Source organism: Vibrio sp. 10N.247.311.47, assembly GCF_041467535.1.
Classification (GTDB): domain Bacteria; phylum Pseudomonadota; class Gammaproteobacteria; order Enterobacterales; family Vibrionaceae; genus Vibrio; species Vibrio crassostreae_C.
In genome coordinates, this window is record NZ_JBFSUR010000041.1 from 25166 (window position 1) to 42838 (window position 17673).

The window sequence follows — 17673 nt, forward strand, 5'->3', positions numbered from 1 at the left end:
AAGAGTAACTATGAAAAATCAATTACTTCTTGCTGCCATATTTTTGACTTTGAATGGTTGCACTTCTCACCAGTATGACGGAATGCAAATGGATGAGACCGAGAATGGTGTTAACTATAGCGTAGAAGAAGGAACGCTGACCGTTCAGTATCAAGAGTATCAGTTCGTTCCTGATACCAAAGCAGTACTTATCAAATGTCGAAAAACTTCAAAAAAGATTGCTACTGAGTTAGAAATGAATGTTCCTCAATTTGACTATGTTACTGAACGAAACGCTTTGTTAGGTATAACATCATGCATTGCTTTTGGAGATATAGTAGAACACTAGGCGTCGTTATTAAGATGCTTTAAATAAAAAGCCGAATCCACTCGCAATGGGCTCGGCTTATTTCTCCTTGATATGCGAAAGGAGGACTAATTAACTTGATTAAGGATCATGTTTGCAGTCACAACTACCTTATCAATATACATTTTAATGCGCATATTTTGCGGTCATGCATTTTAGAATGTCTCGTGAAGAACCATACTTTTCTAATCCTATCTCTTGATATTGGCTATCGCTCTTGCAAGGCCAAGTAAGTGTGTTGAGGTTTTAATCTCTAGTTCAGATTGAATCCCCAAAAGAGCAATCCCTGCTAGTATTTGTTGTGGCCTCACCACTTGGCCAGTCGGCAGCTCCATCCTGTCGTATAACATTTTGAACTGTACCCAATCTTCACTAATGCTTAGTTCCCGACCTTTTGCCATTCTCATAAGCCTTTTACACTCGGGCGGAATTGGATTTCCCTCATCCCAACCTGTGACTGTTCTCACAGATTTAAAACACAATTCGGCGACCTCTTCCTTGGTCATTTGGCATTCCAGTTCTCGAAAAATGTAATTCTTACTCATTTCGCGATACTTCAATGATAAAACCTCTAAATACAAGAGGTTGCACTGAATTAACGAGATATGCACCATTAAACATAATCAGACAAAGTGCGCACTGTACAAAGGCGTATTAATTGGCAAACTTGCCTTATAAAAAGTTATTCATGAATCACTAATATTAAAATCCCTGAAACTCATTTATGTCCAAAAGCGTCACAATCTGAAATTTAACACATGGCATTTTCTAGCTCGAAAATGCCCCTTTATGGGTTAGTGCTAAAGCTCATTCACAGTCCGTTAATGGTGATTAACTATACATTTCCTAATCTCTGCTATTTTGCGAGATTCAACAAAAAGTCAGCTAATAGCTGACCTTTTGTTGTAGTGCATAGAACGGGTATTATGTTCAATCAGAGAGCCACGAACCTACTTAACCGTTATTGTTATGCGTTACCTATCCCTACTACAGCTCTCATGTTGTTAAAGCCACTAGATGAAAAAGTTGTGTTCATGATAGACATAGACTCGCTATTTGCTGTCACATTGATACCAAAGGGCCTTAAATTCAATTTGTGAACAACGATGGTTCCATTACTATCTTTTTCACAATCAATGACAATACCGTCAGGTGTTGTCACTTTTACACCATGGTCACGCTTGATAACAATGACCGAAGGATTTGTAGAGAAGTTATCTTTTACAAGTGGATACCACTCTGTCCCTTGTTGATTCATTGGGACGTAAATCCAAACATGAGGGATATCGCCGTCACCTATTAAAATGGGCGTAAAGCCATTAAATTCGACTAATACCGTGACATTGTTAACTGAGTTTGAACCGACATTCATTTTTTCAGGGGCGCGGTAATTACTAGGTAATGATTCAACTTTCATTACTGTTTCCCCCCTGAGTTAAGTGCAGGCGACGCTTTCTGTTTTGAGTGAAATGAGTATCAACCACTTCTAATAACTGATTTTTTTCAACCTCATCATCAGATTTGAACATCTTTTTAATCAAAATTGAAATGCCTATTCCTATTACAACTGCAACAATCTCCCATGTAGCCAAACTAGGATCTTTTTTATCAATTAAAGAAGCTACCGTTTTGCCAATTACTGAGATTACGATACCGGCAGTTCCACCTGCCGCCAAATTAAACCACATTTCAGAGCCTGATGGCTTCTTTAGAATGCTAAACTCGTACCGTGTTAAATCATACGGTTTTTCAGCTACATACCTTTCAGGCTCATATTCAATTCCACCTTCCATAATCAAAGGAGTATCAAATTCTTCTCCTTTGACATGAGGGCTATCATTCACGATAGCTTCATCATTCACTTGAAACCCCTCTGATATACCATGTAGTGCATCATATTGTATTCAACGAACTCAGTTCGTATTCCTAAATATGCCACCAGACACCTAGCGACTGTAGTTGGGGTTTTGCGCACATTTCCCTACTACGGGTGTTATGTTCAACCCAAGCGGTCATGTACCTACTTAACCGGCTTTGTTAGGTTTTAGTGTGCTTGGGTAAAGTTCTGCCTTGCTCATTAGTGTAAGAATATTGAGTACTTCTGTTCGCATCTTCGTAAGAGTTGTTATTAATGATTCAGAGTAATCAATTGTTGCCATTCTTAGCACAATATCTACTGGAACACTTAACGGCCGGTGAAATATGCAAGTAGTTGGTGGAACGATATCTCCTAACATCCTTGGGTCGATAGAGTTTGTTCGCCATGCTACATCACGACGACACCCACCAAACGTTACGTCAGTTAACCCAACAGGGAAGTCTGGAACTTGGGTTCTTATATCGACGCTAGAAATTCGAGTAAAGTCGCCTACAGGAGTGGGAAACTTATGTTTATCCAAAATATTGACTTCATGTAAAAGGCTGAGCAGTTCATTACCATCTGAACCATTACATGGCTTAAAGCTAAGAATTAAATTAAAAAACTCCTCGCTAACTTGGTGAGCCAATCTAGATTTAATAGCTTGTTCTAGTTTTGAGCTGTCCTTAGCGAAAGGAAATTGTATAGCTCCGTGCTTACTCTCATCTTCAATATATGGGACTACAGCTTCCCAATATGCGTGGTCGAGTGCCGAGCGTAAATTATGAAAAACCTCACCACAACGTATGACTAACTTTTTTAATGAGATATGGTTTAGTTCTGAAAATGTAGCCCTCTCCCCTGTCATCGTGTCAGTTTCGAGTACATATGTGAAAGGTGGCGATATTTCTGATATAGCCAAGATTTCATCAATTTGTTCACTAGCTCGTTCAACTTTTAATTTTGCACTATCGAACATCAGAGATCCTTAATTAAAATTAAACCTAACATTATATTAAACAATCTCAGATCGTATATATCCCCATGCTACCAAAGACTTAAAGCCTAAAGTTACACCTCACGTCGCAAATATAAAATGTCACTCAGGCACCAAAAGCTGGTGCGCTAAATGCCTATTACGTTAAATAGCTGATTTTAAGACGTAAAACAGGGACTTCAGCCACAAAACTCGCTAAAGCAACTAATTGTATAACATGCTGTAGGCAAAAACAGAGCCTAAGGGCTTGAAAGTTAGCTACAGAATAATGGGTATTTCACAGTGGTAAATAAAGAGGTTACTTACGAGGCAGATTTGACAACAAAGGCTCAAAGTAATAAGAAAGGTAGCGGTGGTCAGATGACGCTGTCGAGTTTTAGTAAGATGAAAATTTAATCACAGAAAGATAGGTCAGCCATACCTGAGATAATTCATACTTTACTAATTTAGCAAAGCCTGTAGCTCATTTATGTCCAGAGACGTGTTATGCCGCCATGCTTTGGGACAAGAGCGCCTTAGTGCGACTACTCTAAAACACTTCTGCCCCATTTCCACTTAGAGTCATTACTCATAACATTCCTGAGTATCATATTTGACCAAATTTTCCTAATGATTCACTATGGTGCTAGTTGAATAATAATGCGGGTGGACATGTGTCCACTGATACGGTGTCGATTCACTCTATAACAACCGCTATGTTTAGGGAGACTAATTACAAATGGATCAAGATTGGATTCTTCAAAAGAAGGAGACCCGTCGTACATTTTCTAAATCGACTTGGGTACCTTTGCGGGCTTCTGTAGAGAACGAGAACGGCAACGTTAAAAACATAGGTTATAGCAACGAGTTCTTTGGATGTGGGTCCGTTGCGTTCACGCCAGAAAACCGTGAAATAGCTGAGAAATTAAGCTGGATGGACATTGGGCTTAGCAGAACGATTGCCCCTTATGCTTACGAGGATGGCTTCTACTCGACTATTTATGAGTATCAATATAACGACAAAGAACCAATAGGTGTTCACTTAGTCCTGGAGTTACCTTTACCAGTTGTCGGAGGAAGGCAATGGATATTGAACCCGGATCTTGTTGCAGCGCTTCGTCTCATTAAAGAAGGGGATAATTGGGTTAGGCCTGAAGAGAATTTTGTGGTTGTCGCTCGTGAGATTCTCGACGAGAAAGGTGACCAGCGCCTCATAGAAATCAAGAGAGAATACTTACTTGATTACTTGGCGGCTAGGAACTTAGCGTTACGGCTCTCTTACTACCGTCAAAGAGTTGAAAATGTAGCCTCTCTTGAAACTAGCGACTATGCAGGCATAGAAGGCCATCAAGAAGAGCGAGATGGCGGTCGATATGAGCTACTGATTCGCGACATCAACGACGTTTTTGGTGGAAGCTGGGCAGTGTTTCGCACTTGGCGAACTGACGTTGATGAAGAAGATGATGCCCCCGTGATGGGACCGGAAACCAACGAAAATACTGATTATGAAAGCTCCCAAGGACAAAAAGGTGGCTATAAAGGTGTTCGTGTGGAGGGGGAGTTCTGGCGGGACGAATGGATAGATCACCAAGGGGCAAGCACTCGTGTAAGAGGGGACGCAGATAACAACCTACCTCAGTTCATAGTGGAAACTGATGGTACTCGTTTGCCGTCTGCCGAATTAAATAGTGAAGACATTGGAAGATGGCTTTGGTTTCGTACCAGTATTATTAACGAGCTTCTTGAGCTGCGTGGATTTTTGCTCGAGTGGTATACCGCAGAAACTGGCGGAATCAAATCAACTTCCGGTTATTCGATTCACTTTGGGATAAACTCTTCAGACTTAATTACCATCTACGCTTATGACATTGCTCGCCTTCCTGCATGGGAGCAGCATATCTGGGCGGCACATAATGTCGTTCCAGATGGGAAGGTATCAAGTGAGTTGTTGGAATCGCAAGTGAAGGCTCAACCGGCATCTACACATGCCGTGGAGGAGCTTTTCTTTGAGGTAATGGCTATGCTTGAAAACGGATTTCATGACACTTTCGGCGTTCCGCTTTATACACATGACATTAACCGGTCAGAAGTTTTGAAGCACATATCTCGTTTTGCCAGCAAGGATCAGGCATCTCTTCTACGGCTCGCAAAAGAACTTGTTCGTGTATTTTCAGATAGATTGGATGTACGCGAGCTTCGTAAGCTTTCAACACATTCAAATAAGGACAAATTGGGTTCAAATAAGCTACTAGAAGATGTGCTGGCTCAAAAAGTAGGGCCTGAAAAAGCTCGTAAAATATTTGGTCCAATCGCAGGGGCTTACGATATGCGAGTAGGTGATGCTCATCCTACCAGCTCGAAGATTGGGGATGCGTTAAAGCTAGCGGGGATTGACGACAGCAACTCATTTTTGCGTCAGGGAGAGCAGTTAATATCCAACGTTGGCCAATCAATTTGGTGGATTGGTAAGTTACTGTTCGGAAATTAGTAAAGTGAAAATATTCAGGATTTTGGTATGGCAAGGCATGCGGTCGGACAAATTTGTCGTAAAGTGCGACCTAACTGCTTATTTTATTTGGAATTAAAATGACACGAAACGGATTAGTACAAGAAGCTCTCTATATGGCTGAAAACATAACTCAAAACTTTAAGCCTGTAGATGGTAGCTGCTTGTATATGAGCGCATTGTTAGCTGCAATGATGAATGATCATTTGCCTGTTAAAACTAGACTTGTAACCGGGAGCTTATCGGTTGCTGGTTATACGATATTTGCTCATAACCCGATTAAACCAAAATTGACTAAAAAGTCAGACGTAATTGAGCAGTGGGATGGTCATGCATGGGTTGAACTCGATGATTTAATTTTTGATTTGTCAATATTTCGAACCGTCTTTTCAACAGCTTCCACCTCTCGTATTCAGAGCCTTTTTGAAGCTAGATTTGATCGTGGTACGGCTTATTTAGTTGGACAAAAAAGTAAGTTAATCGATATGGGTGTTGAGTACACTCCGTTGGAGCTATTGTCTGACGACGACGCGACCATATTTATACAAAATGCCGATAGAATGGGGCTAATAAACTACTGACAAACATTTAAGGTCTCAACATACTTTTCCTAAGTAGACTGAAACCTTATAGAGCAATAAACCTAACATGTTTATGTCCAAAAGTTTGCTGGCAGGAAGGCGTAACTCAGAAATGCCCCATTTAAAGTGATATCTGATTGGCCTATCAGCTAATCAAAATGTCATTTGACTTACTTTCTCCCATTCCAGTAACGCGTCTGAGGATGGTGAACGCCAACTTTTAAGGTCTGGAAAATGAGGAAAGCACTACTAATAGCTCTACTTTTAATTCCTGTTACGTCATTTGCAAATGAAACGTATAACTGTGATTATTTTGTTAGGCACAAACACATTCCAAACTATGAAGGTGAATATGGCTATTTATCCGTAGACCGTCATAGTATATCTGAGAATAGTGGACGACCAAACTCCGAGCATATAAACCTTCCTTTAAGCCAAAATGATTGGTTTGTTCCTCATTACAAGCAAGTTGGGCCAACCACATGGGGCGAAAGTGGAAAAGCCCTGCCACACAAAGCTTATGTGAAAGTTATTCGCCAGCACCTTGGATATCACTTTCATGTAAAAGGGCTTCTTGAAGTAAACGTAGTAAGTAAAGATGGCAGAGCAACGCATGAAGTCATTAATTACCGAAACTTTACTCCTGTAAAATATTGGAAGTGTCCTATCGATAAAGCTGTTCGATTTTCACCAGTTCTAGCTAATGTAAAAGAAGTCATACGCCCCTTAAACAAAGATGGTTTGTGGATGGAGAATGTAAATATCGATGAAACATTACTCTGCACTTCAAGTTACCGAGATCATAGAGTTCCCAAGGTGAATAAAAGTATGACCTCTCCTATAAAGTGTTGGATTTATTCGCAAAAAAAGCTTGGTTACTTTGAAGCTAAAAACTTAAAAATATCTTATTAACATGACCACAAAGCATTTTTCGGCAGAACCAACAGTTTGCATATTACCAATTTGGAAAATGCTATAACTCACAATTGTCCAACAGTTTCTTACGCGAAGCTTTATAGCTCCAATAAGCTCTGGAAACAACGCTCAGGTTGGCGAGGCTTACGCCATGATCAAAGCGTTAAACAAGCTTACAGGGTTAGGTATGCCTAAAACTTGTCGTATTGACGAAGAAACACACAAAGCGGGTCAAATTTGTCTCTCCCCTGAATTACGATACAAAGCCTTCATCAATTGTGGTTCTCTCACCTTCTGAATTGATGAAGGACGAATAGTAAAAAACGTATTATGTAGGGCAGCTGAAAAAGATATTATTCGATTAATCTTAAATTAGACCTTTACAAAGGAGAGGTAATGGGCAATAATGGCGTTGCTCTGTTGTTCAGAGTTATTAAATGAAACATCCAGTTGTAAAAGTAAAACCCTCAGAATTCCTTCGTTATTGTTGTTTTCCTCAGTGTTTCCCTTAGCTTCGTAGATACATTAAATAATTCCAGCTCTCAGCGCATCGCATTTCGCGATTAATTTTTATTTTATATAAGGGACACAATATGTCTAACAAAACAAATGGCGTAGTAAAGTGGTTTAACGAAGAGAAAGGTTTTGGCTTTTTAACTCAAAACAACGGCGGTGCTGACGTCTTCGTTCACTTCCGTGCAATCGCTTCTGAAGGTTTCAAAACTCTTAACGAAGGTCAAGCAGTGTCTTTCGAAGTAGAGCAAGGCCAAAAAGGTCTTCAAGCTGCAAACGTTGTAGCTGCATAAGATTTAAATAAGCGTGAGCGGAAATACCGCTTGCGCTACTTTCCTCATATTAAAGTACTTATTTATAACACCCCACGAAAATATCCAACATTATCCCAATACTTTTTGTATTTGTCGTTACGTTTCTTATTTACTTCGTTTATTATAAATATTATTAATATACTCCAATGGTAGTGTTTATAACATACTGCTAGCTTCGTTATATCTAACGAAAATAAATAAGGTTCAACCATGTCTCGAACAACAGGCCGTAAACTTTTTTGGTTTCAACAACAAAAGAAAAAAACAACGATAAATAAGAAATAGGAATAGTATGAAGATCACATTTAATCTATTTAGAGATAACCTTTCTTGGGATAGGACTATTCACCAACTTAATGGTGATGTTTTAAGGCGACACGTTTTAGTGAGCGGAAACGTGGATGATATGAATGTGAAGTTTTCATATTGCGAAGCGACTTTAACAGGCAGTATTACTGATCAACATGATTGCGTACTTGGTAATTTTAGTGTTTTGGCTTAACTAACAACCTCATCGAAAGCATAAGCTCATAATTAATCTTACTAATAATTGATACACTGTTGTCCGACTGAGTCCTAGCTCTTTGCTGATTGTGTGTTTGATATATAACTTCCTAAACGCTCCCTGATTTCATTGTGAACCGGCAATATATTTTGATCCGCACATACAAAGCTAAACAGGTTTCTATACCTATAGTTCTCCATTATTTTTTAATCTTGAAAATTCACTGGACCAGCTTTGTCCAAAAATTATTCAGCATCGAGTTGACTAATTATTTTTGCGTCTTAAAATATTTACATGAATATTCACTAAAATAATCCTTTACATATAATAAATAAAATACAATAATGTCCTCGCTCTGCTGTTCAGAGTTATTAAATGAAACATCAGTTGTAAAAGTAAAACCCTCAGAATTCCTTCGTTATTGTTGTTGTCCTCAGTGTTTCCCTTAGCTTCATAGATACATTAAATAATTCAAGCTCCCAGCGCGTCGCAATTTCAGCGATTAATTTTATTATATAAGGGACAATCTATGTCTAATAAAACAACTGGTTCTGTAAAATGGTTTAACGAAACTAAAGGCTTTGGCTTTTTGACTCAAGATAATGGTGGTGATGACGTATTTGTACACTTCAACGCCATTGTTTCAGAAGGCTTCAAGACTCTAATTGAAGGTCAAAAGGTTTTTTTCAATGTAGAGCAAGGTCAGAAAGGCCTTCAAGCAGCAGATGTTGTTGTTGCTTAACTGATATTTAAATAGAGGTGCTTGACACCACCTCTAGACTCTTACCCCCTAAAAATAGCCAATCAATGTTTTTCCTCTGTAAAAGATATATTTTTCACGATCTTATTTTTTGGACAAACGATTAATAAAATAAAATAAAATAAAATAAAATAAACTAGAAGATAATTATGCCAACATTTAATATTAAGTATATCAACGAGAAAAATAACACATTAAAATTAGAAACTGTCTTTATGCGTGGTTTAAAAGGCGCAAAAATATCAGCATCTTCTTGTGCACCATTTAGTACAAATAGAATTGAACTTAGAAATATTCTTGGAACACTATTAGCATATAAAGAGAACGGGATTTGGCTTAATGATGCCAGCGTGTAAATTATAACCAAATAGACTCCAATGAATGTATTAAAAGTAAATATAACCTATATTATTAATTAAAAGTATTCAAACCGTATCCCTTTTAAATTACTATTTAATTCTCATATCTTAACGTCTGTATCGTAATCAGAATGTACTGTGTATCTACTGACTTGCATCATCAATACTGGATGCCAGGTTAAGATATTTGGTTCTGTCGTAAACTTTGAGTCTTTAAGTTAATATTTTCTTGATTTCTATTCATGATACTGATTCTTAATGTTTGAAGGCTGCCACTTTCCCTCTGAAGTTATTCTCGAAACCGCACGTTATTATTTCGCCTATAAACTCAGTTATCGTGAAATTGAAGAGATTCAATTAGAGCGCGGAGTTGTTGTGGAGCACGCCACTATTAATCGTTAGGTAATCAAATTCACTCCAGCATTAGAGCACAGAGCGAGGCGTAGAAAGAAGCCCATGTCTGACTCGTGGCGAATGGATGAAAAGTAAAAGGTAAGTGGGCCTACTACTACCGAGCCATTGATAAATTTGGAAAGGTGATCGATTATTATCTTAGTCCGAACCGTAATGAGCCTGCTGCTAAAGCCTTTCTTAATAAGGCCATTGCACAAAATGGTTTACCAAGAAAAGTCGTCATAGATGGAAGTAAGAGTAACTATGCGGCCATTGACTCTATGAATGTTCAGCTCTGGTTAACCGGTTACTTTATGCTCCCACTGGTAGAAATTGATAACATAAAATATCTGAATAATATCGTTGAGCAGAGTCACCTTTGGGTGAAGCAGAAAACGCGTCAAGCACTAGGTTGGAAGTCTATGAAAGGAGCCTTGGCAAGTTTGTATGGACGAGAAGTTTGGACGATGTTGAAACAAGAGCAGATAGATGTTGAAGGTCAGACAGTCTTTGAACGATTTTACGCACTCGCAGTATAATTGTATCTTCAGGGGGGCTATCACGCCTCTAACTCTCGAAAAATATAATTCTTACTCATTTTGCGATACTTAAATGATAGAACCTCTAAACACAAGAGGTCGCACTTTATTGATAAGATATGCAGTATTGAACATAAGCAGGCATAGTGTGAACCCAGATTTAGACACAAGAACGGCTCCCAATTGGGAGCCGTTTTCCTTTCAAAAATGATAATGTGCTTTCACACTATCATTCTCCTTTAGCAGCTTTATTATTTTTGGTGCTTGTATCTTCAGCCTTATGCTCTAATACATCATAGTTTTTATTGATAGTGATGGACTTAGGCTTCATAGCTTCAGGTACCTCTTTCACCAGAGTAATAGTTAGCAACCCGTTAGAAAGATCTGCATTCGTAACTTCAACATAATCAGCTAAGTTGAACTTACGTTCGAATGTACGATTGGCGATACCCTGATACAGATATTTATTTTCTTTATCAGCACGCTTTTGCCCACGTACACTTAGCACGCTCTTTTCTACTTGAATATCAAGCTCTTCCTGAGTAAATCCGGCTACGGCCAGGGTAATGGCATAGCGATTCTCTTTTAGAACTTCAATGTTATATGGTGGGTAACCGTTGATAGCAGTTTCACTGGTCATGGCATGATCAATTAATGATGCTAGACGGTCAAACCCAACACTACTACGGTATAGTGGAGATAGGTCAATTGAGCTCATAATATATCCTCCATAAGAAGCAATACAAAATAAAAACAAGAGTGATAAAAAGGCCTCTTGATAAGACAACCTTCTCAAGGTTTTTATAGTGTTTACGAACAATTATCTCAATAGTTTTTATATAGCAATTTCTCATTGAATTAGTTTTTTTATATGAAATTGCTATATCCTATCTATAATGACGAGACTCTCTCTACTTTCTGATGGGCAATATTCCACGATATGAATTACGCGGGTGGCATGGGGGCGCGAGCGGTTGGTTTAGTTAGAAATGAAAAAAAGGCAGACTTTCAGTCTGCCTTTTTGAGTCACAAGAGATTACTATCAAATCAAATGGAAGGTGATTTATGAATGTGACTCTATGCTTATGTGCGGATTATGTTTGAAAAATCAATAACCATGTGATGATTTATTTAACGTCATTGTACTTAATCCGCACCATAGCCTAACCTTTGGCTAGTGTGATTTATATCTTCACAACTAACCTTGCCGTAGCTGTAGTTATCGTTGGCTTCCTAATCTAGCAAAGGCGCTAGCACGTTTTTTCCAAATATCATTTAGCCTCGTTCTTACTCAGTAGGCTTTACTCCTTAATCATTATTGCAATGATTAAGGATCTCTATTTAGTGAATGTCCATTAGGGTTTTAATTATATTAAGACAGTTGTGAAAAGTGCTTAGCCGGAGACATGTGCTTACTAAGAACGGCTGTAATAATTATGTGCTCTTGTTTCTGGATGTAATAAATCACATGGCGCTTTAAAGGGAAACGGAAGTAGTTTTGGCCCACCTCAGAAACTTCTATGCCGAGCAACTTGTTGTTCGCCAGTAATTCCATTGATTGCTTTAGTTCTGAAAAGTAAGTAGTCCACTGTGCTTGCCCCCATCGCTCTAATGTATAGCGACGAATCTCAATCAGATCAGATTGAGCTGCAGAAGAAAGCTTATAGTGCGTCATTAATCAAACTTATCTTGGTTAAGTGCATTCATGAAATCGTCACCGTCGACTAGGTTATCTGATAGAGCATCGACTTCTGCTTGTTCGAAGCGTGATTTCACCACCATCAATTTCAATGCTTCAAGTTGTTCATATTCTTCACACGACATCATCACCGCAACGGGTGAACCATTCTTATTAATTTGTATAGGTTCACGTTGAACTTTCATTAATAAGTCACCAAATTTGGTTTTAGCTGTATTCGCAGTAAGTGATTGCATAATATTCCCCTTTTCGCTCATTATAAACGAATCGAACGATTTGACCAGTTTGTATGATTCTTCTATTGGGTTTAATCTAGTGTGGTGTCCATTAAGGTGTAACTTTATGGACATTACTCACAATCATCTAATAATTGTTCAGTTAGTCTTTATAATTTAAAGTGAACATGTACACTTGAGTATCAATATCTTTAAGTTCACTTTTAGGCCATTTTATGAAAATTGGTTATGCTCGTGTTAGCACCCAAGACCAAACGCTCGATGTTCAACTTGAACAGCTTAAACGTATTGGTTGTGACAAAATTTACCAAGAGCAAGCGAGCGGTAAATCCTCTGATAGAGAGCAGCTTAACCTGTTGCTGGATTTTGCAAGGGAGGGAGATGTTATTCATGTGACCAAAGTCGACCGCATTGCTCGAAATACCATTGATGCTTTGCAAATTGCCGATCAGCTAGCGCAAAAGAAAGCGGGTTTGGTGTTTCATGATTTGGGGGATTTAGATATCAATAGCGATGTAGGTAGAGTCATTTATACGACCATATCGGCGTTTGCTGAAATGGAAAGAAAACGAATATTACAGCGTTGTAATGAAGGCAGAGAGCGTGCTCGCTCTGAGGGGAGGCATCTTGGCCGATTTCCTAATAAGACGCTTCATACACGTATTCAAGAGCTTGCAGGCCAAGGAATGAACAAGCATGCGATCAGTAAAGAGTTAGAGTGCAGTAGGACTACGGTCTATAAGGTTCTAGGAAAAAATATCTCTCTTTAGAATCGCGAACAAAGCTGTTCTTTAAATGAGTAAAGAGCTGACTGACGTTGCTTCGCTCTGTCGGCTTCATACTGACTCTACATGCAAGCATATAGCAGCCAGCACGAACCTATCCCTTGATGAAATAAATAAATTTTCAGAATTTTAATTTAATTATTGTTGCAATGATTAAGAGGCAGAGAGAATGAAAAGAGCAAGAATGAGCCAGGTTCAAAAAGAGGTCTTAAGATGTTTGGCCAAGGCGTTCATCAAAGGAGTAAAAGAAGGTAAGTCAACCGTCATCAACCTGGCCGTCAATCAAGTGCTTGGGAGAGATATTCACCCGAACAACTTCCGAGTTTCATGTAAAGCTCTTGAAGAGTGTGGACTGGTTATGCGCAAAAAAGTGGATCTAGATTGGTACATCAATATAACGCCAGATGGGTTTGATAAGGCACTCACCTGGCTTGATTAAACGATGCTTATGAAACTCATTTTTGGACAAAAACGATTTATAGGTTTTACTAAATTAGCACTTAATATATTACCTAGGGTATAGCAAAGTCTCTAATTGGCTGGCCAAAATCAATCATCCGATACAGGCTGTAGTGGTCAACTAAAATTGGCCACGGTTTTAGAGTTTTCCCAATATAATCGTTCTGATTCGTTGGGAGTTAGACCACCGTTATACTGATGTGGTCTGAGTTGGCTGTAATATCCAATGATGTAGCGAGTGATCTCTTGTTGAGCCTCAGCAAAGCTACGATAACCCACCGTTGGCACCCATTCCGTTTTCAGACTTCTAAAGAAGCGCTCCATCGGCGCATTATCCCAGCAGTTTCCTCGACGAGATAAACTCTGCTTTATTTGAAAGCGCCACAGTAATTGGCGGTATTTACGACTGGTATAGTGACTACCTTGATCGCTGTGGAACATGACACCTTTAGGCTTTCCACGAGACTCATAAGCCATTGAAAGAGCTTTGCCTGTTAGTCTAGAATCAGGTGATAACGACATCGACCAACCAATCACTTTACGGGCAAAAAGATCGATAACAACCGCTAAATACATCCACCGATTACCTGTCCAAATATACGTAACATCACCAGCCCAAACTTCATTTGGCGCGGTAACCGCAAACTGGCGACATAAGTGATTTGGAACTTCAATATGCTCTTGTGAAGCTTTTCGGTAACGATGTTTTGGCTCTTGGCAACTCACTAAACCAAGCGTTCTCATCAGTTTTTTCGCTCGGTAACGACTCAGCTTTACGCCCTGATTTGTGACTATATCTGCAATGGTTCTCGCTCCCGCAGAGCCATTACTTGCAGCGTGAGCCTCACTGACCAAGCTGCGCAATTTTACTGTTTCAGCATTAATTACCGTTGGGCGTTTAAGCCAATAGTGATAACTACTTCGATGAACATTGAAGACTTCGCATAATGTTTTTACGCTATAGCTCTGCTTGAGTTTCTTGATTATCAAGAATTGTTCAGTGAGTCCGACATCAACAGAGCCGTGGCTTTTTTTAATATTTCATTATGCTCTTCAAGGCGAGCCAGCTTCTTTTTTAATTCCCGAATTTCTATTTGCTCAGGGGTCATAGGTGAAGCTTTCGGTGCTTTCCCTTGGCGCTCTTCTTTTAACTGGCGAACCCATTTATCCATCGTGGATTTACCCACACTCATGGCTTGGGCTGCTTCAGTCACGGAATAGTTTTGGTCTAGGACTAACTGCGCCGCTTCTAACTTAAACTCTGCGCTAAATAGTCGTCTTGTACGTTTTGTCATAATGTCACCTGTTAACTTATGAGGTGATGATATCACCTCTAACTAAGTGACCAAATTCACCGTACCACTACAGGCTAACCTAACCAACGGCAAAGCTGCAAATTACCGCATCGGTTATGATGAAGGCTCAGGCTTTCAAGTTTATAAAACCGCATTTTAGCAGCACTGAGAAAGTAGGGCCAATATCTAACAGCTTTGGGACAAAAGCTTGAGTCGCTTTTGTCCCAAAGCGGGTCTCGATTCCAGACGAATTAACACTAGCTTGGGTATCAAATGAACTAGCTTCTATTCCAACGCAATATTATGGGCATGATTTACATTACAAACCAGCGTTACGCTGTGTGCTATTGACTCTCCCAAAGAGTTTAATTGTAAGGGCTTTGTTATTACACCATTGGCACCAGCATCAACGAATGCTATCGCTGTTTCTTTGGTAACATCAGCGGTACAACCAAGAATAACCCCTTGAAAAGCATACTCATTTCGTATTAATTCTGTCGCTTCTATGCCTCCCATATGTGGCATTTGATGATCCATCAAGATTACGTCAAAAGAACATTGGCGTACTCTTTCAGCAGCTTCTTTACCGTTAGATACAATAGAAGTAGTAAGCCCTAGCTTTTCACACAAGCGTTTAGCAACAAGTTGATTAATCCGGTTATCCTCAACGATAAGGACTGACTTACCGGAAAAGTCTTCTTCGTTTGAGATCTTTCTTTTATCTTGGAAGGTGGTTCCTTTTGGGCTTGTCACTTTTGCTACAAAGCAACTTCCTGAACCTAACTCACTTGTGACTGTAATATCCCCACCCATTGATAAACATAATTTTTTTACTATGGATAAACCTAACCCTGTACCTCCAAATTCGTGCATCGTTCTAACATCCGCTTGTTCGAACGCATTAAAAATACCGTTTAAACGATGTGATGGTATACCAACTCCAGTATCAGAGACTTGAATAAAAAGCTCACTTTTTTCATTGTCATATTTTAAAATAACTTTAACCTGCCCATCAGAGGTAAACTTAATGGCATTCCCCGCCAAGTTGTAAATAATTTGACGTATACGAGCTTTATCTCCGACTAAAACAAGATCTTCAGGCAAACTACTGGTATCGAATATAAGCTGAAGGTTTTTGTCAGAAGACAGCGGATAAAAAGAGTTTTTTATTGGTATCAATAGCTTGTTTAGTTCGAACTCTTCCTCAACAAAAACTAGATTTCCTTGTTCTAGATTTGAAAAATCAAGAATTTCGTTTATGACTGCCATTAGGTGTTCACCTGACTCTAAAAGCGTGTCTAAGTGTGTCTGAATAGTTGAATCTTTATTGTCAGAGATGAGTAACTGCGTCATTCCTATAACACCATTCATTGGGGTTCTTATCTCATGACTCATTGTTGCTAAAAACATAGACTTAGCTAAGCTGGCTTCCTCCGCCTTATTTACAGCCCCTTGTAACGCTAACTTGGTTTTTTTCAATTCTATAATGTAGTGGTTAAGGTAAAGGAACACGACAGAGAAGACTAAAATAATCAATAGTATCAAGGTATAAACGGTTGCTTCGCTGGTTAAGAATATGTTGTCCATCAAACGTTCGTGAACATGTTCCGCTGCTTCATCCATCTCTTCTGAAAAAACTTGTTTCTCTAATTCGTTTAATAAAGATTCTGATACAGTTTGTTGTTTTGCTTTAAGTATTTTCTCAAGTAATGCCAATTGTCTATCAGCAGTTTTTACGTACTCATCAACTACAGAAGGAAGTGAATTGCCTAACCAAAGCATTTGAGGAAATCTAACGTTAACGTCATTGCTAGCTTCCTTTAAAGTGTTTAACTCGTAAGTTAGCTCTTGTACTTCAGAAAGTAGTTTATTTATCTTGTAGTCAACGTCTTCTGGCTGAGTTAGATGAACATAGCTTCTCATATGGACAAGGCTTGCTGAATGGGCAACGTGCGAGCTTTCAATAGCCTCTAGAAGAGAGTTTTGAGTTTTAAATGAAAAGAATAAACTGAGAGTTATGCCCAATGCTATCGCAATTAAAGTTTCCAGAACGTTGAACATTGTTGAGTGTTCATTATTCACTTGAGTCCTCCAGATGGAATTCATGGATAACAGGTATATAGCTTTCTTTTTCAATATAATCAAAAAAGCAAGCAACCATAAATAGCCAAACAATTAATGCTATCCATACAAATACGCTTGTCTTATTCACCTTCCGGCACCTCTCTTTTTCCATATGCATAAAGTTTAGAAGAGCAAAGCCTCAGTAACAATTCAATTTTTGTGACTAAAGTCAACGGAAAGAAAATGATATGGGTATGAAACGCTTAAAGTTGTTGGAGTAAGGCGCTTCTGTCCCAAAGCATGGCGGCATAACACGTCTCTGGACAAAAACGTGTTAGGTTCAAAACTCTAATTCACTTAACTGATATTAGAAAAAGTATCTTGAAACCGTAAATCTGCGAGTTTGATACGGCAACGTTGAACAATGAGTACTAGCTATCTAATCAATCACGTTAGTATAGGTGAAGCCTGAAAGTGATAGACTTAGAAAGCGTATGAATAATAATCAACAAAAATCTGGTGAGTGTGTTACCTTGGTTGTTATCCCTACCGCTTAGTGGGGACTTCTTT

Annotated in this window: 19 protein-coding genes and 1 pseudogene; 11 read left to right on the forward strand and 9 right to left on the reverse strand. The window is 38.9% G+C overall.

Annotation, left to right across the window (positions count from 1 at the left end; all coding sequences use genetic code 11):
* Positions 1-10 precede the first annotated feature (10 nt).
* Positions 11-328: a hypothetical protein gene (locus AB6E51_RS21115; RefSeq protein WP_372140139.1), complete on the forward strand. Its 318-nt coding sequence runs from the start codon at positions 11-13 to the stop codon at positions 326-328.
* 209 nt (positions 329-537) lie between these two features.
* Here the strand turns inward: AB6E51_RS21115 and AB6E51_RS21120 are convergent, their stop codons facing one another.
* The 4 genes from AB6E51_RS21120 to AB6E51_RS21135 all read right to left on the reverse strand — a co-directional run bounded on the left by AB6E51_RS21120 (position 538) and on the right by AB6E51_RS21135 (position 3183).
* On the reverse strand, positions 538-906 hold the full coding sequence (locus tag AB6E51_RS21120; RefSeq protein ID WP_102363314.1) for a phage protein: 369 nt from the start codon (positions 904-906) through the stop codon (positions 538-540).
* Positions 907-1313: 407 nt separating this feature from the next.
* Positions 1314-1763: a hypothetical protein gene (locus tag AB6E51_RS21125; protein WP_372140141.1), complete on the reverse strand. Its 450-nt coding sequence runs from the start codon at positions 1761-1763 to the stop codon at positions 1314-1316.
* Positions 1753-2208, reverse strand: a complete 456-nt coding sequence (locus AB6E51_RS21130; protein ID WP_372140143.1) for a hypothetical protein — start codon at positions 2206-2208, stop codon at positions 1753-1755. Before AB6E51_RS21130 ends, AB6E51_RS21125 begins: the two co-directional genes overlap by 11 nt.
* A gap of 162 nt (positions 2209-2370) precedes the next feature.
* Entirely contained in the window at positions 2371-3183 is an 813-nt protein-coding gene (locus AB6E51_RS21135) for a hypothetical protein (RefSeq protein WP_102397711.1), read from the reverse strand.
* 736 nt (positions 3184-3919) lie between these two features.
* Between AB6E51_RS21135 and AB6E51_RS21140 the strand changes: the two genes are divergently transcribed.
* The 8 genes and pseudogenes from AB6E51_RS21140 (at position 3920) to AB6E51_RS21175 (ending at position 10565) form a co-directional block, all read left to right on the forward strand.
* Positions 3920-5668 carry a hypothetical protein gene (locus AB6E51_RS21140; RefSeq protein ID WP_372140145.1) on the forward strand — a complete coding sequence of 583 codons (1749 nt, stop codon included), beginning with the start codon at positions 3920-3922 and terminating at the stop codon, positions 5666-5668.
* Positions 5669-5766: 98 nt separating this feature from the next.
* Positions 5767-6267 carry a hypothetical protein gene (locus AB6E51_RS21145; RefSeq protein WP_102308708.1) on the forward strand — a complete coding sequence of 167 codons (501 nt, stop codon included), beginning with the start codon at positions 5767-5769 and terminating at the stop codon, positions 6265-6267.
* A gap of 234 nt (positions 6268-6501) precedes the next feature.
* Positions 6502-7179: a hypothetical protein gene (locus AB6E51_RS21150; protein ID WP_305373759.1), complete on the forward strand. Its 678-nt coding sequence runs from the start codon at positions 6502-6504 to the stop codon at positions 7177-7179.
* A 596-nt stretch (positions 7180-7775) separates the two neighbouring features.
* Positions 7776-7988, forward strand: coding sequence for a cold-shock protein (locus AB6E51_RS21155; protein ID WP_076649063.1), 213 nt, complete (start codon positions 7776-7778; stop codon positions 7986-7988).
* A gap of 313 nt (positions 7989-8301) precedes the next feature.
* Complete coding sequence (locus tag AB6E51_RS21160; RefSeq protein ID WP_372140147.1) at positions 8302-8511, forward strand: hypothetical protein; 210 nt, start codon at positions 8302-8304, stop codon at positions 8509-8511.
* A 532-nt stretch (positions 8512-9043) separates the two neighbouring features.
* Positions 9044-9256: a cold-shock protein gene (locus AB6E51_RS21165; protein WP_076678506.1), complete on the forward strand. Its 213-nt coding sequence runs from the start codon at positions 9044-9046 to the stop codon at positions 9254-9256.
* 167 nt (positions 9257-9423) lie between these two features.
* Positions 9424-9630, forward strand: a complete 207-nt coding sequence (locus tag AB6E51_RS21170; RefSeq protein ID WP_372140149.1) for a hypothetical protein — start codon at positions 9424-9426, stop codon at positions 9628-9630.
* 261 nt (positions 9631-9891) lie between these two features.
* Positions 9892-10565: pseudogene (locus AB6E51_RS21175) on the forward strand (IS6 family transposase).
* A gap of 229 nt (positions 10566-10794) precedes the next feature.
* Here the strand turns inward: AB6E51_RS21175 and AB6E51_RS21180 are convergent.
* From AB6E51_RS21180 to AB6E51_RS21190, 3 genes are all read right to left on the reverse strand, one after another.
* Complete coding sequence (locus AB6E51_RS21180) at positions 10795-11283, reverse strand: Hsp20 family protein (protein ID WP_102308711.1); 489 nt, start codon at positions 11281-11283, stop codon at positions 10795-10797.
* A gap of 654 nt (positions 11284-11937) precedes the next feature.
* Positions 11938-12240 carry a type II toxin-antitoxin system RelE/ParE family toxin gene (locus AB6E51_RS21185; RefSeq protein ID WP_076648928.1) on the reverse strand — a complete coding sequence of 101 codons (303 nt, stop codon included), beginning with the start codon at positions 12238-12240 and terminating at the stop codon, positions 11938-11940.
* Positions 12240-12500, reverse strand: a complete 261-nt coding sequence (locus AB6E51_RS21190; protein WP_069592148.1) for a type II toxin-antitoxin system Phd/YefM family antitoxin — start codon at positions 12498-12500, stop codon at positions 12240-12242. The genes AB6E51_RS21185 and AB6E51_RS21190 overlap by 1 nt, the downstream gene beginning before the upstream one ends.
* Before the next feature lie 215 nt (positions 12501-12715).
* Here AB6E51_RS21190 and AB6E51_RS21195 point away from each other — a divergent pair, with 215 nt between their 5' ends.
* Both AB6E51_RS21195 and AB6E51_RS21200 read left to right on the forward strand, forming a co-directional pair.
* Positions 12716-13270: a recombinase family protein gene (locus tag AB6E51_RS21195; protein WP_048666176.1), complete on the forward strand. Its 555-nt coding sequence runs from the start codon at positions 12716-12718 to the stop codon at positions 13268-13270.
* A gap of 184 nt (positions 13271-13454) precedes the next feature.
* The gene (locus tag AB6E51_RS21200) at positions 13455-13724 is read left to right on the forward strand and encodes a hypothetical protein (RefSeq protein WP_048666177.1); all 270 of its coding nucleotides are present in this window, start codon (positions 13455-13457) and stop codon (positions 13722-13724) included.
* A gap of 137 nt (positions 13725-13861) precedes the next feature.
* Here the strand turns inward: AB6E51_RS21200 and AB6E51_RS21205 are convergent.
* Together AB6E51_RS21205 and AB6E51_RS21210 are read right to left on the reverse strand one after the other, a co-directional pair.
* Positions 13862-15039 (reverse strand): IS3 family transposase gene (locus AB6E51_RS21205; RefSeq protein ID WP_372140152.1). Its coding sequence is split into 2 segments (ribosomal slippage): positions 13862-14781 and positions 14781-15039, totalling 1179 coding nucleotides; the frame shifts between segments, so codons are not numbered across the junction.
* A gap of 285 nt (positions 15040-15324) precedes the next feature.
* Complete coding sequence (locus AB6E51_RS21210) at positions 15325-17100, reverse strand: ATP-binding protein (RefSeq protein WP_372140154.1); 1776 nt, start codon at positions 17098-17100, stop codon at positions 15325-15327.
* Positions 17101-17673: the final 573 nt, after the last annotated feature.